Source organism: Escherichia fergusonii ATCC 35469, assembly GCF_000026225.1.
GTDB lineage: Bacteria > Pseudomonadota > Gammaproteobacteria > Enterobacterales > Enterobacteriaceae > Escherichia > Escherichia fergusonii.
The window spans coordinates 26804-42354 of the sequence record NC_011743.1; the positions used below are offsets into that span (position 1 = coordinate 26804).

Consider the following 15551-nt stretch of genomic DNA (forward strand, 5'->3'; position numbering starts at 1 on the left):
GCTGAGGTGAAACATGACAACTGATTTTTCACAAGATCATAAAGACGAAAAAAATCAGATGCAAAGCGCCGATTTAGACGCATTGCTCAACCAATATTTTAAAGGCCGTGTCGTTCGAAAAGATCTGACAAAGCAATTGAAAGAAGGCGCTAACGTCCCTGTCTATGTGCTTGAGTATTTACTAGGCATGTATTGTGCGTCCGATGACGACGAAGTTGTAATGCAAGGCCTTGATAATGTGAAAAAAATCTTGGCTGAGAACTATGTCCGACCAGATGAAGCGGAGAAAGTGAAGTCACTGATCCGTGAACGCGGCATGTTTAAAATCATCGACAAAGTAAGCGTTAAGCTCAATCAGAAAAAAGACGTCTATGAAGCTGCGTTGTCGAACCTGGGTATCAAGGATGCCCTTGTACCGACCAAAATAGTACAAGACAACGAAAAATTATTAACTGGCGGCATCTGGTGCATTATTACCGTGCAGTATTTCTTTGAGGAAGGTCAGAAGACATCACCTTTCTCCATTATGAGTTTAAAACCGATACAAATGCCGTCCATGAACATGGATGAGGTGTTTTCAACCAGAAGACATTTTAGTACCGATCAGTGGATGGATGTGTTGCTTCGTTCCGTGGGTATGGAGCCAACCAACTTAGAGCATCGGGTGAAATGGCATCTTATCACTCGTATGATCCCATTCGTTGAAAACAACTACAACGTTTGTGAGCTCGGACCAAGAGGGACAGGTAAAAGCCATGTCTACAAGGAGTGCTCACCAAACTCATTGCTTGTCTCGGGCGGACAAACAACTGTGGCGAACTTGTTCTATAACATGAGCTCGCGCCAAGTTGGGTTGGTCGGAATGTGGGATGTTGTCGCCTTTGATGAAGTAGCGGGTATTAACTTTAAAGACAAAGACGGCGTCCAAATAATGAAAGATTATATGGCGTCAGGGTCTTTTGCCCGTGGTCGTGATTCAATCGAAGCGAAGGCTTCCATGGTATTCGTCGGTAACATCAATCAAAGCGTTGAGACACTGGTGAAGACCAGTCATCTGTTGGCACCTTTTCCTGAAGCCATGATTGACACTGCTTTTTTTGACCGTTTCCATTCCTATATTCCTGGATGGGAAATACCGAAGATGCGTCCTGAATTTTTCACCAATAGTTACGGATTAATCACAGACTATCTTGCTGAATACATGCGTGAAATGCGCAAAAGAAGTTTTGCGGATGCTATCGATAAGTTCTTCAAACTCGGTAATAACCTTAATCAGCGTGATGTAATTGCTGTACGCAGAACTGTTTCGGGCTTGTTAAAGCTACTACACCCCGACGCACAGTACACAAAAGATGATGTAAGAGCCTGCCTGACCTATGCGCTGGAAACTAGACGTAGAGTCAAAGAGCAATTGAAAAAGCTTGGCGGAATGGAATTTTTTGATGTGCACTTTAGCTACATCGATAACGATTCATTAGAAGAATTCTTCGTCAATGTACCGGAACAAGGTGGCAGCAAGCTAATTCCTGAGGGCTTACCTCGCGCTGGTGTCGTGCACTTGGTTACTCAGGGAAGCACTGGGCAGCTTGGGTTATATCGCTATGAAACCCAGATGATGGCTGGTTCTGGTAAACACTCAGTGTCTGGCCTTGGTTCGAATACCGCAGCGAAAGAAGCTGTGCGTGTTGGCTTTGATTATTTCAAAGGTAACCTGAATAGAATCAGTGCGTCGGCGAAGTTTTCTGATCATGAGTATCACCTCCATGTTGTTGAGCTCCACAATACGGGGCCAAGTACAAAGTCATCGCTCGCTGCATTAATTGCGTTCTGTTCAATTCTGATGAACCGACCGATTCAAGAGCAGATGGTTGTTTTGGGTGAGATGACTTTAGGTGGTGTCGTCAATCCTGTTCAAGATCTTGCAGGCAGTCTTCAGTTAGCTATGGACAGTGGCGCAAAGCGTATTTTGCTCCCAATGGCCTCAGCCTCAGATATTCCAACGGTTCCTGCTGAGTTGTTCTCAAAATTCCAGATCAGCTTTTATGCAGACCCCGTCGATGCCGTGTTTAAGGCGCTTGGGGTTAATTGATTAGGTGTCGTTTGACGCGCCATTTTATGGAGTCATTACAGGTATGTTTACCAAAGCTCGTTTCTTTAAATGTGGAGTGACCACGCTCCGGTAGACAGTTTCTGTCCTCACTGCGAGGCCTTTTCGAAGGCCTCCGGGCTGACGCCGCCGAGATGACTGTGGCGCCGGGCCCGGTTGTAGAACACTTCAATATAATCGAAAATATCCGCCCGGGCCATGTCCCGGGTTTTGTATATCCGCTTCCTGATGCGCTCTTTTTTGAGTGAACTGAAGAACGATTCTGCCACTGCATTACACGCCTGGCGACATATTCCTTTGTTTTTGCGTCAGTTCGTAAGCGTCCGATGGCGATGATGTGAAGTGCACTATTTGCAGCACGATCTCCACCACGATTAAGTCGGTAACGGTTCGTTTTTCCAGAAGAAACGGGGACCGGGCTGACACCACACAGTGCCGCAAATCCTGATTCTGATCTTAACCGTTGAGGATTGTCTCCGGCAGTGATCAGCAACTGTGAAGCGCTTTCGTATCCGATAGCATTACGTTTAATCAGCTCAGGTGCCAACTCGTCGACAATTGCCGCAATCATGACATCCAGATCAGCGATTTCGTCATGTAACTCGAGATAGCGTCGGGCAAGGGACTTTAATGAAATGCGATAAACGTTGGTTACATTGCGGTATTCACTGGCATCAGGTCTCCAGGAACCCAGGGTCCTGATGAGCTGCATGCGCGTCATATTTCTGAGCTGTTCACGTAATTCATCCGGGGCAGAGATAATATTTGAATGGATAATCTGGAGAGCGACTCTGCGGGCTGATATGGGGTCGTTTGCGGGAGGGGGCGGAATCCTACGCTAAGGCTTTGGCCAGCGATATTCTCCGGTGAGATTGATGTGTTCCCATCCGAGCGGCGAAACATGGGCCAAGAGATCGGGCGATAGCAGCTTTCCATCGCGTTTCTGGTTTGCAACGACCTCGCCGAGCTTCATGGTGTTCCAGAAGATGATGATGGCGGCGAGCAGATTCATGCCGGCGATGCGGTAATGCTGGCCTTCGGCGGAACGGTCGCGGATTTCACCGCGGCGGTGGAAGCTGATTGCCCGCTTCAGCGCATGATGAGCTTCGCCTTTGTTGAGCCCGATCTGGGCACGCCGTTGGAGTTCGGCATCCAGAATCCAGTCGATCATGAACAGGGTGCGCTCGACGCGACCGACTTCCCGCAGGGCTGTCGCGAGCTCGTTCTGCCGCGGATAGGAGGCGAGTTTCCGCAGAATCTGGCTTGGCGCGACGGTCCCGGCAGCAATGGTGGCGGCGATGCGCAGGATGTCGGGCCAATTGCGCTCGATCATGGCTTGGTTGACCTTTCCGCCGATCAACGCTCGCAGGTGCGCCGGGGCGGCCGACGGATTGAACGCGTAGAGCCGTTTGGATGGCAGGTCGCGGATGCGCGGAGCGAACCGGTAGCCGAGAATGGCACATGCGGCAAAGACGTGATCGGTGAAGCCGCCCGTGTCGGTGAACTGCTCGCGGATATGGCGTCCAGCATCGTTCATCAGCAGGCCATCGAGGATGTAAGGCGCTTCGCTTGCCGTTGCAGGAATCACCTGGGTTGCGAACGGCGCATATTGGTCGGAGACGTGGCTATAGGCTTTCAGGCCCGGGGTATTGCCATATTTCGCGTTGACCAGGTTCATGGCCTCACCTTGCTCTGTAGCGACGAAGAACTGTCCGTCGCTCGAAGCCGACGTGCCCATGCCCCAGAACCGGGCCATGGGTAACGCTGCCTGTGCCTCGACCACCATGGCCAGCGCCCGGTCATAGGCTTCGCCCTCGACATGCCACCGTCCAATGCGGATCAATTCCCAGAAGGTGTGGGTGTTTGTCGCATCCGCCATTTTGCGCAAGCCGAGGTTGATCCCTTCCGCCAAGATAACGTTCATTAGCCCGATCCGGTCAGCGCAGGGTGCTCCTGTGCGCAGATGGGTGAACGCTTCGGTGAAGCCGGTCGCCGCATCCACCTCCAGCAGGAGATCGGTGATGCGCGTGGGCGGGATCTGCTTGTAGAGATCGAGCACCAGATCTTCGGCGCCTGTCGGCGCGGCGGCTTCGAGTTTCTCGATATGCAGAACGCCGTTTTCAATCGACCCGCCCGGGATCGTGCCTGCGCGAGCGGCACGGCCAAGCTCGCGCAACCGCATGTCGAGGCGAGCTTGCCGGTCTGCCAGCCATTCCTCCGGCCGCAATGGCACAGCGAGACGACCGCCTTCCGCGATGGATTGTGCCGGAACGAGTGCGTGTTTCAGATCGCCATAGCGCCGGGACCTAGTAAGCCAGACATCTCCGGAGCGGAACGCATCGCGCAGATGGAACAGCACCGCGATCTCCCATAGGCGAGCGTCGCCAGCCCTCTGGGCCCGAAGGTGGCGATGCCATTTCGAGCTGGGCCGCAAGAAGCTGGTCATCGCGGCATCGTTCAAACCGGTACGAAGGGCCGTCACCGCTTCCAGAAGCGGCAGTGCAACGGGCGCAGCTCGCAGATCGAGCAGGCGCAACATGCGTGGAGCGTATCGGCGGAAGCGGTGATAACCGTCGAGCACATGATTGAGCGGATCGTCGGCCATGGTGGCGGTCAGCCTGGTTGCCATTGCAACAAGGGTTTTTAAGCCGTCCCACCCTGACCCACTCGCGATGACATCGCCCAGCGGCTGGCCATCATCCTGTGCATCGACCAGGGCGCCCCCGATCTCGGCGAAGGATTTCAGGGTGTCACGCACCACCCCCGCTTCGTCTGCGACCTTTGCATGGCAAATACGCTCCGAAGCACGGTAGAGACGGCCGACGATCCGGTCGTGGGTTTCGACCACTGCGTCGGCCAACATCGCCTGCCATTCCGAGACGCAAACAGCCAAGATCGCAAGCCGCCTGTCCTCCGGGAGATCGCGCATGCCGTCGGCATAATACCGTTCACCCTGCCTGCGCAGACGAGTCACCCGATGGGCAGGAACGCCGGCAAGCAGATCCTCGGGGAGATCGATGCGTTGCAGATATTCGAGCCGGTCGAGCAGCCGGTTGGCCGACGAAGAGTTCGAGCCAGGCTCGAACTGGCGCAGCCACACAAAACGGGTCACCCGATCATCAGCCGTCTCCTCGAGCAATGCCAGCAACTGTTCTCGGATCGACATAGGCAGCCGACTGGCGATCCTCGTCTCGATGCGTCGCTCGGCATCGACGAGAGCCGCGGCACAAAGCCGCTCGATCGTGGATGTCGCGGGAAGGACAGTGCGGGTGCGTCGGCACTCGGCTACGAAGCGACGGGCGATATCCTCGTTCGACACCGCCATCTCGGCTTCTCGGAACAACCATTCCTTCAGCTCGCTCGCACCACGTCCGGAGAAGGTGCGGAAGCCGTAGAGCCCCCGTAACTCGGCAAGATGCTCGTGCCGTGTTTCCTCGCGGGCAGCATAGTCTACGAGATCGTCGGCACCCAGGCCAAGCTGCGCTCCGATAAATTCGATGACCTCTGCAGGGATCAGTTCGCCTGGAGCCAGCACCCGGCCGGGATAGCGCAGGACACACAATTGCAGGGCGAAGCCGAACCTGTTGTGAGCGCGCCGACGCAGCCTGATATGCCCAAGGTCTTCATCACTCAGCGTATAGTGCTTGAGCAAATCCGTCTGTGAAGTCGGCAAGCGCAACAGCGCGTCTTTCTGCCGATCGGTTAGAGTGACGCGACGCGGCATACATGTTCCTTTTTCAAAATCTGATAGCGTTCAAGACGCTTTGTTTATGAAGCTGGTTGAGATACATTTCCAGAGGTCAATGCAATCGTGGCCGAAGCGCCGCCTCAAACCAACGTTTGTGATACATGCTGATCGGATATGCCCGCGTCTCCAAAGCCGATGGCTCGCAGTCTCTCGACCTGCAGCACGACGCCTTGCGCGCCGCAGGTGTCGAACGGGACAATATCTATGATGATCTTGCTTCCGGCGGTCGTGATGATCGCCCTGGCTTGACTGCCTGCCTCAAGTCATTGCGTGACGGCGATGTGCTGGTGGTCTGGAAGCTCGATCGCCTCGGACGATCGCTTGCCCATCTGGTCAACACGGTGAAGGAGCTGTCAGACCGCAAGATCGGCCTGCGGGTTCTGACTGGAAAGGGCGCTCAGATCGACACCACGACTGCGTCCGGTCGCATGGTGTTCGGAATCTTCGCCACCTTGGCCGAGTTCGAGCGGGATCTGATCCGAGAGCGCACCATGGCGGGTCTCGCCTCCGCGAGAGCGCGCGGTCGCAAGGGCGGACGAAAATTCGCGCTCACCAAAGCTCAGGTGCGTCTCGCGCAAGCCGCCATGGCCCAGCGCGATACTTCAGTTTCCGATCTCTGCAAGGAACTCGGCATCGAGCGCGTCACTCTCTACCGATATGTCGGTCCCAAAGGCGAGCTCAGAGACCATGGTGGTCTTGCCTCGGTTTCGTTCCGGTCTTTTTGAGAGCATTATTTGTTATCAAGGAGACCATATATGTCATTAAAGCATAGTGATGAATTTAAGCGTGATGCAGTTCGCATAGCACTCACTAGTGGCTTAACACGCCGTCAAGTTGCGTCAGATTTAAGTATTGGGCTTTCCACGCTTGGGAAATGGATCGCATCAATTTCCGATGAAACTAAAATTCCTACCCAAGACACTGATCTTCTGCGTGAGAATGAACGTTTACGCAAAGAGAACCGTATCCTTCGGGAGGAGAGGGAGATATTAAAAAAGGCAGCAATATTTTTCGCAGTACAAAAGCTGTGAGATTTCAGTTTATTACGGATTACCGTGGCTCTCTCTCACGTTCACGCATATGTCGTTTGATGGGCGTAACAGATCGTGGTTTACGCGCATGGAAACGCCGTCCTCCATCACTGCGCCAGCGTCGTGATCTTATACTTCTAGCGCATATACGTGAGCAGCATCGGTTGTGTTTGGGGAGCTATGGTAGGCCGCGTATGACAGAAGAGTTGAAAGCGCTGGGCCTGCAGGTTGGGCAGCGTCGGGTTGGACGTTTGATGCGCCAGAATAACATTACAGTTGTTCGAACGCGTAAATTCAAACGGACAACGGATAGTCATCATACCTTCAACATTGCACCGAACCTATTAAAACAAGACTTTAGCGCAAGCGCACCCAACCAGAAATGGGCAGGCGATATCACTTATGTTTGGACCAGAGAAGGATGGGTCTATCTTGCTGTTATCCTTGACCTGTATTCCCGTCGCGTGATTGGCTGGGCAACAGGTGATCGATTAAAGCAGGATCTTGCATTAAGGGCACTGAATATGGCGTTGGCTTTACGCAAACCACCACCGGGTTGTATTCAACACACAGACCGTGGGAGCCAATATTGCGCTCATGAATATCAAAAGCTACTGCTCAAACATCAATTGCTGCCGTCCATGAGCGGGAAAGGGGTCTGACGCTCAGTGGAACGAAAACTCACGTTAAGCAACGTTTTCTGCCTCTGACGCCTCTTTTAATGGTCTCAGATGTCCTTTGGTCACCAGTTCTGCCAGCGTGAAGGAATAATGGCCGAGCATATTGATATGTCCGTGGCAAAGCGGGGAGAGGCGTGCGATATCTTCATCATTCAGTGTTTCACCCTGCGCCCGGAGATGATCCAGGGCTGCCTGCATATAAATAGTGTTCCATAACACGACGGCGTTAGTGACCAGCCCCAGTGTGCCCAGTTGATCTTCCTGACCGTCGGTATATCGTTTTCTTATCTCACCTTTTTGACCGTGACAGATGGCTCTGGCAACGGCATGGCGACTTTCTCCCCGATTAAGCTGGGTCAGAATGCGCCGGCGGTAATCTTCATCATCAATATAATTAAGCAGATACAGCGTTTTGTTGATGCGCCCCACTTCAATGATTGCCTGAGTCAGTCCGGAAGGACGTTCACTTTTCAGCAATGAACGGACCAGCACTGAAACCTGTACTTTGCCCAGCTTCAGGGAGCCAGCGGTCCGGATCATTTCGTCCCACTGAAGGACTATTTTTCGGGGATCTGATTGCCCTCTGGCAATATCATTCAGCACGCCATAGTCGGCATCATGGTCCATTCGCCAGAAAACCGAAGCACCGGCATCAGCCAGGCGTGGAGAAAACTGGTATCCCAGCAGCCAGAAAAGGCCAAAGACAAGTTCGCTGGCACCTGCTGTATCGGTCATAATTTCGGTTGGATTCAGCCCGGTCTCCTGTTCCAGAAGACCTTCCAGCACAAAGATAGAGTCCCTCAGCGTCCCCGGTATAACGATGCCATGAAAGCCGGAATACTGATCGGACACAAAGTTGTACCAGGTGATCCCTCTGTTATTACCAAAGTATTTGCGGTTCGGTCCGGCATTGATTGTTCTGACTGGCGTAACAAAGCGCATTCCATCTGCAGATGCCACTTCTCCTCCACCCCATATCTGTGCCAGTGGCAGCGTTGCCTGAAAATCAACCAGTCTGGCATTAGCGCTGGTGATAGTTTCAGCCCGCAGATAGTTCGCTTTTGTCCAGTTCAGCCGGTGTCGGGTCAGTGCAGGAACATTTGATCTGATCAGTGGTTCCAGACCGATATTGCAGGCTTCAGCCATCAGCACGGCGCTGATGCTGACGGGCAGATCATCAACTCTGGCACTGGCTTCACTAGCATGGAAAAACTCATCAGCAAATCCGGTATGGGCGTTAATTTCGAGCAGCAACTCCGTTAAATCCACCGGAGGGAGTAGATCACTGATCATTTTGCTCAGTCGTTTCAGACTGTCCGGCTCATCAAGACTGGCGAGGGGAGAAATTGTCAACCGGGGCTTCGGGCCAGAAACATCGAGTTCGACAGCCTCATTTTCGCAAAGACGTGCAGCAACCTGTCTGTAACGACTATCAAGCTGATGACCCAGAGATTTTATTGCTTCCTGCGGGTCTGTCGGGTGCCCCAAAGAACGATAAACCTTAATCCGGTTTGCCTGCCAGTCAGCACCCTGTAGTAATCTTGCACGAGGATCTCCCCACCGGTTACTGCCGGTAACGTAGACATCCCTCCGCCTCAGACTATCCTGCAGTTTACTGAGAAAGCAGAGCGTGTATCCCCTGCGGGTGATATGTTTTTCCTTGTTAATCACCAGCCGTTTCCATGACCGACTGATAATTTCCGTTGGTGCGTCGTCAAAAAACTGCCGCCGTGAGCTGAACTCCCGGCTGAGGTAGTCACAGGCATTCAGAGTGGTAACCCCGGCAGGTGCGGATGAAAATTTAACGGTATTCAGCAGATGGGGCAGGAAACGACGAACGCGCCCGTACTGCTCCACCATTTCTTCATGAAAATTATCGTCTGAGGGCCGGGCAATTTCACGGACAAGCGTGATGATTTCAGCCAGCTTTTGCCTTGGGATGTAGCTGAACACCTCAGCACGAATCGATTCGTCCGGTGTTTCTTCTTTCAGCAGGTACGAACATGCGCTGGCGAGCGCCAATGCAGATTTATCCAGATCCTTCAGCGAGCGGAGCCGTTTTTTCTGCCCAATCTTTCTGGCGTCACGGATGATAACGGCCAGCATGGCGTCCAGAACGTCCAATGCATCATCCAGCGCCAGCGTTTCCCATGCAAGGACAAAGGCAACCAGAACCGCCATCCTTTTCTGCGGTGACATCCTGGCAATATTGAACACCGAAGTCATACCAGCATAACGTGCGAGATTTTTCAGGCGCACAGCCGGGAGTGTACTCAGGTTTTCAGCATGCAGGCCAAAATCGTTCAGAGTTTTCCAGCGTTCAATTGCTTCATTAAACGCCGGACCACTGATGGTCACAGGGCCCTTTTTCAGTGATTCCAGTAAAGACAGGCGGCTGCAATCAGTTGGCCCCAGCAGCATCTCCAGCTGTGAACGCTGTTCGGCTGACGGTATCAGTGCCAGTTTGTTCCACAGGCGCAACGTCGCCTTTTCCCTTACCTCTGAAATCAACCGGGTCAGCGTAGTGGCTCCGGGGAGAATAATACGATGTTGCATAAGCCACCCTGTCGCCAGATCGAAAAGCAGGCCAGGACGTTCGTTGCTTATCCAGCTCCGGGTATATAAAAGACGGGTAAGGCGAAATGTCCAGGGCCAGGCAAATTCACGATACTGATAGTGCTGACGTATCAGCGCTGCATGCTCACGGCGGGTATTTTCCCTCTGACCGTATTCTGCAAGAACGGTGATATCACGAATCCCGAGCTGTCTGGCGGTAAAATGCCGGACGCCGGAAGGAATATGATTCATATCGGTGAGGAAGGTGCCCAGAAAACGGACACATCCAATTTGCAGGGCAATGCCCAGACGGTTGTGATCACCTCTGCTTTTTCCGATAAATTCCTTGTCTGCTTCATCAAGGTGAAAATATCGTGCCAGCTGAAGCTCATCCGGTTCACCGGTGAATCTGCCATAGCTTTCAGTCTGCTCAGTGGTCAGAAAGTCAACGGGCATATCGGCCTCCCTGCCTGACGGGCATTTAGTAACATTTTTCCAACCGTACGAAATGTTATAAATTATCGGACATCGTAAAACTGTTACATTAATATGTCTATTAAATCGTAAATTTGTAATAATAGACATGAGTTGTCCGATATTCGATTTAAGGTACATTTTTATGCGACTTTTTGGTTACGCTCGGGTCTCAACCAGTCAGCAGTCTCTTGATCTTCAGGTCAGAGCACTCAAAGACGCAGGTGTGAAAGCAAACCGTATATTTACCGATAAGGCATCCGGCAGTTCAACAGACCGGGAAGGGCTGGATTTGCTGAGGATGAAGGTGGAGGAAGGTGATGTCATTCTGGTTAAGAAGCTCGACCGTCTTGGCCGCGACACTGCCGATATGATCCAACTGATAAAGGAATTTGACGCTCAGGGCGTGGCAGTCCGGTTCATTGATGACGGGATCAGTACCGACGGTGATATGGGGCAAATGGTGGTCACCATCCTGTCGGCTGTGGCACAGGCTGAACGCCGGAGGATCCTAGAACGCACGAATGAGGGCCGACAGGAAGCAAAGCTGAAAGGAATCAAATTTGGCCGCAGGCGTACCGTGGACAGGAACGTCGTGCTGACGCTTCATCAGAAGGGCACTGGTGCAACGGAAATTGCTCATCAGCTCAGTATTGCCCGCTCCACGGTTTATAAAATTCTTGAAGACGAAAGGGCCTCGTGATACGCCTATTTTTATAGGTTAATGTCATGATAATAATGGTTTCTTAGACGTCAGGTGGCACTTTTCGGGGAAATGTGCGCGGAACCCCTATTTGTTTATTTTTCTAAATACATTCAAATATGTATCCGCTCATGAGACAATAACCCTGGTAAATGCTTCAATAATATTGAAAAAGGAAGAGTATGAGTATTCAACATTTTCGTGTCGCCCTTATTCCCTTTTTTGCGGCATTTTGCCTTCCTGTTTTTGCTCACCCAGAAACGCTGGTGAAAGTAAAAGATGCTGAAGATCAGTTGGGTGCACGAGTGGGTTACATCGAACTGGATCTCAACAGCGGTAAGATCCTTGAGAGTTTTCGCCCCGAAGAACGTTTTCCAATGATGAGCACTTTTAAAGTTCTGCTATGTGGTGCGGTATTATCCCGTGTTGACGCCGGGCAAGAGCAACTCGGTCGCCGCATACACTATTCTCAGAATGACTTGGTTGAGTACTCACCAGTCACAGAAAAGCATCTTACGGATGGCATGACAGTAAGAGAATTATGCAGTGCTGCCATAACCATGAGTGATAACACTGCTGCCAACTTACTTCTGACAACGATCGGAGGACCGAAGGAGCTAACCGCTTTTTTGCACAACATGGGGGATCATGTAACTCGCCTTGATCGTTGGGAACCGGAGCTGAATGAAGCCATACCAAACGACGAGCGTGACACCACGATGCCTGCAGCAATGGCAACAACGTTGCGCAAACTATTAACTGGCGAACTACTTACTCTAGCTTCCCGGCAACAATTAATAGACTGGATGGAGGCGGATAAAGTTGCAGGACCACTTCTGCGCTCGGCCCTTCCGGCTGGCTGGTTTATTGCTGATAAATCTGGAGCCGGTGAGCGTGGGTCTCGCGGTATCATTGCAGCACTGGGGCCAGATGGTAAGCCCTCCCGTATCGTAGTTATCTACACGACGGGGAGTCAGGCAACTATGGATGAACGAAATAGACAGATCGCTGAGATAGGTGCCTCACTGATTAAGCATTGGTAACTGTCAGACCAAGTTTACTCATATATACTTTAGATTGATTTAAAACTTCATTTTTAATTTAAAAGGATCTAGGTGAAGATCCTTTTTGATAATCTCATGACCAAAATCCCTTAACGTGAGTTTTCGTTCCACTGAGCGTCAGACCCCTAAGAGGCTGACTAAAAGCAATCCAATCTCATGCCAAATTCTATTGTATAAATCTCGCTCTAAAGGCCGAAAAAATCAGCGCTCGACACGGACTCATTGTCACCACCCGTCACCTAAAATCTACTCAGCGTCGGCAAAGGAGCCATGGGTTCTAGCAACTAACTTACCTGTTGAAATTCGAACACCCAAACAACTTGTTAATATCTATTCGAAGCGAATGCAGATTGAAGAAACCTTCCGAGACTTGAAAAGTCCTGCCTACGGACTAGGCCTACGCCATAGCCGAACGAGCAGCTCAGAGCGTTTTGATATCATGCTGCTAATCGCCCTGATGCTTCAACTAACATGTTGGCTTGCGGGCGTTCATGCTCAGAAACAAGGTTGGGACAAGCACTTCCAGGCTAACACAGTCAGAAATCGAAACGTACTCTCAACAGTTCGCTTAGGCATGGAAGTTTTGCGGCATTCTGGCTACACAATAACAAGGGAAGACTTACTCGTGGCTGCAACCCTACTAGCTCAAAATTTATTCACACATGGTTACGCTTTGGGGAAATTATGAGGGGATCTCTCAGTGCATTGCCTCCAATTCCCATAATTTATTACGCCGATAATAACTTGGTGTAACCTTAAAAATGTACTTAAATCGACGTGTAAAAGATTGTTGGGAATCAAATTGATATTTTAATGCGATCTCAAGGATAGTTTTTTTCGTCAACCTCAACTCAACAGCCGCTTTCGTCAAACGACGAGCACGAATATAGCTAGCCAGTGTGACCCCTGTTACTTTTTTGAACAGCCGCTGAAAATACCACTTGGTATAACCCGCTTTATTCGCCACATCATCAAGCAGTAAAGACTGATCTAAATTATGTTCAATCCATAATAGAACATCTTTGATAACCGTTGTATGAAACTGCTTATCATCATATCTTAATTGGATGTTATTAGCTTTATTTTGATAGCGAGAATGCTGTTCAATATACATAAAATAACCTAAATGTTCTTAAGATTGTCACGACCACATCATCATGATACCATAAACATACTGACGGTATGTTATTTTAAATCTATCATGGAAAATAAAAATCATCAACAAGAAAATTTTAAGAGTACCTATCAATCACTGGTTAACTCAGCACGAATATTGTTTGTTGAAAAAGGCTATCAAGCTGTTTCAATAGATGAGATCTCGGGAAAAGCGTTGGTGACCAAAGGTGCCTTTTATCATCACTTTAAAAATAAAAAACAATTACTCAGTGCCTGTTATAAGCAGCAATTAATTATGATTGATGCCTACATCACAACAAAAACTGATTTAACAAATGGTTGGTCTGCCTTAGAAAGTATATTTGAACATTATCTTGATTATATTATTGATAATAATAAAAACCTTATCCCTATCCAAGAAGTGATGCCTATCATTGGTTGGAATGAACTTGAAAAAATTAGCCTTGAATACATTACTGGTAAGGTAAACGCCATTGTCAGCAAATTGATCCAAGAGAACCAACTTAAAGCTTATGATGATGATGTGCTTAAAAACTTACTCAATGGCTGGTTTATGCATATCGCAATACATGCGAAAAACCTAAAAGAGCTTGCCGATAAAAAAGGCCAATTTATTGCTATTTACCGCGGCTTTTTATTGAGCTTGAAAGATAAATAAAATAGATAGGTTTTATTTGAAGCTAAATCTTCTTTATCGTAAAAAATGCCCTCTTGGGTTATCAAGAGGGTCATTATATTTCGCGGAATAACATCATTTGGTGACGAAATAACTAAGCACTTGTCTCCTGTTTACTCCCCTGAGCTTGAGGGGTTAACATGAAGGTCATCGATAGCAGGATAATAATACAGTAAAACGCTAAACCAATAATCCAAATCCAGCCATCCCAAATTGGTAGTGAATGATTATAAATAACAGCAAACAGTAATGGGCCAATAACACCGGTTGCATTGGTAAGGCTCACCAATAATCCCTGTAAAGCACCTTGCTGATGACTCTTTGTTTGGATAGACATCACTCCCTGTAATGCAGGTAAAGCGATCCCACCACCAGCCAATAAAATTAAAACAGGGAAAACTAACCAACCTTCAGATATAAACGCTAAAAAGGCAAATGCACTACTATCTGCAATAAATCCGAGCAGTACTGCCGTTTTTTCGCCCCATTTAGTGGCTATTCTTCCTGCCACAAAGGCTTGGAATACTGAGTGTAAAAGACCAAGACCCGCTAATGAAAAGCCAACCATCATGCTATTCCATCCAAAACGATTTTCGGTAAATAGCACCCACACCGTTGCGGGAATTTGGCCTATCAATTGCGCTGAAAAATAAATAATCAACAAAATGGGCATCGTTTTAAATAAAGTGATGTATACCGAATTCGATTGCGTCTCAACCCCTACTTCGGTATCTGTATTATCACGTGTATTTTTGGTTTCACGGAACCAAAACATAACCACAAGGAAAGCGACAATATTTAGCAACGCAGCGATAAAAAAGGGACTATGCGGTGAAATCTCTCCTGCAAAACCACCAATAATAGGCCCCGCTATTAAACCAAGCCCAAAACTTGCCCCTAACCAACCGAACCACTTCACGCGTTGAGAAGCTGAGGTGGTATCGGCAATGACCGATGCCGCGACAGCCCCAGTAGCTCCTGTGATCCCTGAAAGCAAACGGCCTAAATACAGCATCCAAAGCGCACTTGAAAAAGCCAGCAATAAGTAATCCAGCGATGCGCCTATTAATGACAACAACAGCACTGGGCGCCGACCAAATCGGTCAGACATTTTTCCAAGCCAAGGAGCAAAGATAACCTGCATTAACGCATAAAGTGCAAGCAATACGCCAAAGTGGTTAGCGATATCTTCCGAAGCAATAAATTCACGTAATAACGTTGGCAAGACTGGCATGATAAGGCCAATCCCCATGGCATCGAGTAACGTAATTACCAATGCGATCTTTGTCGAACTATTCATTTCACTTTTCTCTATCACTGATAGGGAGTGGTAAAATAACTCTATCAATGATAGAGTGTCAACAAAAATTAGGAA

The 15551-nt window shown here is 49.5% G+C and carries 8 protein-coding genes and 5 pseudogenes; 7 read left to right on the forward strand and 6 right to left on the reverse strand.

From position 1 onward, the window contains the following. Positions 1–13 precede the first annotated feature (13 nt). The gene (brxL, locus tag EFER_RS00105; protein WP_000205526.1) at positions 14–2089 is read left to right on the forward strand and encodes a protease Lon-related BREX system protein BrxL; all 2076 of its coding nucleotides are present in this window, start codon (positions 14–16) and stop codon (positions 2087–2089) included. A 107-nt stretch (positions 2090–2196) separates the two neighbouring features. On the opposite strand, the pseudogene EFER_RS00110 reads toward brxL, so the two are convergent. The 3 genes and pseudogenes from EFER_RS00110 to EFER_RS00115 form a co-directional block, all read right to left on the reverse strand. Further along, a pseudogene (locus EFER_RS00110) lies at positions 2197–2382 on the reverse strand (IS3 family transposase); the annotation flags it as partial. Continuing rightward, a pseudogene (locus EFER_RS22570) lies at positions 2376–2912 on the reverse strand (IS110-like element ISEc21 family transposase); the annotation flags it as partial. The pseudogenes EFER_RS00110 and EFER_RS22570, both read right to left, overlap by 7 nt. 33 nt (positions 2913–2945) lie before the next feature. Next, positions 2946–5831 carry a Tn3 family transposase gene (locus EFER_RS00115; protein ID WP_001138082.1) on the reverse strand — a complete coding sequence of 962 codons (2886 nt, stop codon included), beginning with the start codon at positions 5829–5831 and terminating at the stop codon, positions 2946–2948. Between the two features lie 125 nt (positions 5832–5956). Here EFER_RS00115 and EFER_RS00120 point away from each other — a divergent pair, with 125 nt between their 5' ends. Both EFER_RS00120 and EFER_RS23960 read left to right on the forward strand, forming a co-directional pair. Beyond that, positions 5957–6580, forward strand: coding sequence for a recombinase family protein (locus EFER_RS00120; protein WP_000904897.1), 624 nt, complete (start codon positions 5957–5959; stop codon positions 6578–6580). Positions 6581–6610: 30 nt separating this feature from the next. After that, positions 6611–7542 (forward strand): annotated as a pseudogene (locus tag EFER_RS23960) (IS3-like element IS1133 family transposase); the annotation flags it as partial. Positions 7543–7572: 30 nt separating this feature from the next. On the opposite strand, the gene EFER_RS00135 reads toward EFER_RS23960, so the two are convergent. After that, positions 7573–10578 (reverse strand): Tn3-like element Tn3 family transposase, encoded by a 3006-nt coding sequence (locus tag EFER_RS00135; protein WP_001143760.1) that lies wholly within the window; start codon positions 10576–10578, stop codon positions 7573–7575. A 163-nt stretch (positions 10579–10741) separates the two neighbouring features. Here EFER_RS00135 and EFER_RS00140 point away from each other — a divergent pair, with 163 nt between their 5' ends. The 3 genes and pseudogenes from EFER_RS00140 to EFER_RS22575 form a co-directional block, all read left to right on the forward strand. Continuing rightward, a complete protein-coding gene (locus EFER_RS00140; RefSeq protein ID WP_001235713.1) occupies positions 10742–11299 on the forward strand; it encodes a recombinase family protein in 558 nt (185 codons plus the stop codon). A 182-nt stretch (positions 11300–11481) separates the two neighbouring features. Further along, positions 11482–12342: a broad-spectrum class A beta-lactamase TEM-1 gene (locus EFER_RS00145; protein WP_000027057.1), complete on the forward strand. Its 861-nt coding sequence runs from the start codon at positions 11482–11484 to the stop codon at positions 12340–12342. A gap of 148 nt (positions 12343–12490) precedes the next feature. Continuing rightward, positions 12491–13051 (forward strand): annotated as a pseudogene (locus tag EFER_RS22575) (IS4-like element ISVsa5 family transposase); the annotation flags it as partial. 30 nt (positions 13052–13081) lie between these two features. Here EFER_RS22575 and EFER_RS00150 read toward each other — a convergent pair. After that, positions 13082–13477: pseudogene (locus EFER_RS00150) on the reverse strand (helix-turn-helix domain-containing protein); the annotation flags it as partial. An 87-nt stretch (positions 13478–13564) separates the two neighbouring features. On the opposite strand from EFER_RS00150, the gene tetC reads away from it, so the two are divergent. Beyond that, on the forward strand, positions 13565–14158 hold the full coding sequence (tetC, locus tag EFER_RS00155; protein WP_000428546.1) for a tetracyline resistance-associated transcriptional repressor TetC: 594 nt from the start codon (positions 13565–13567) through the stop codon (positions 14156–14158). Between the two features lie 112 nt (positions 14159–14270). Here tetC and tet(B) read toward each other — a convergent pair whose 3' ends face one another. Then, positions 14271–15476: a tetracycline efflux MFS transporter Tet(B) gene (gene tet(B), locus EFER_RS00160; RefSeq protein ID WP_001089068.1), complete on the reverse strand. Its 1206-nt coding sequence runs from the start codon at positions 15474–15476 to the stop codon at positions 14271–14273. Positions 15477–15551: the final 75 nt, after the last annotated feature.

Bases quoted from the DNA above. Each gene is read 5' to 3' on its own strand.
- EFER_RS00115 (WP_001138082.1), bottom strand. From the start codon at position 5,831: ATGCCGCGTCGCGTCACTCTAACCGATCGGCAGAAAGACGCGCTGTTG.
- tetC (WP_000428546.1), top strand. From the start codon at position 13,565: ATGGAAAATAAAAATCATCAACAAGAAAATTTTAAGAGTACCTATCAA.
- EFER_RS00135 (WP_001143760.1), bottom strand. From the start codon at position 10,578: ATGCCCGTTGACTTTCTGACCACTGAGCAGACTGAAAGCTATGGCAGA.
- brxL (WP_000205526.1), top strand. From the start codon at position 14: ATGACAACTGATTTTTCACAAGATCATAAAGACGAAAAAAATCAGATG.
- EFER_RS00145 (WP_000027057.1), top strand. From the start codon at position 11,482: ATGAGTATTCAACATTTTCGTGTCGCCCTTATTCCCTTTTTTGCGGCA.
- EFER_RS00140 (WP_001235713.1), top strand. From the start codon at position 10,742: ATGCGACTTTTTGGTTACGCTCGGGTCTCAACCAGTCAGCAGTCTCTT.
- EFER_RS00120 (WP_000904897.1), top strand. From the start codon at position 5,957: ATGCTGATCGGATATGCCCGCGTCTCCAAAGCCGATGGCTCGCAGTCT.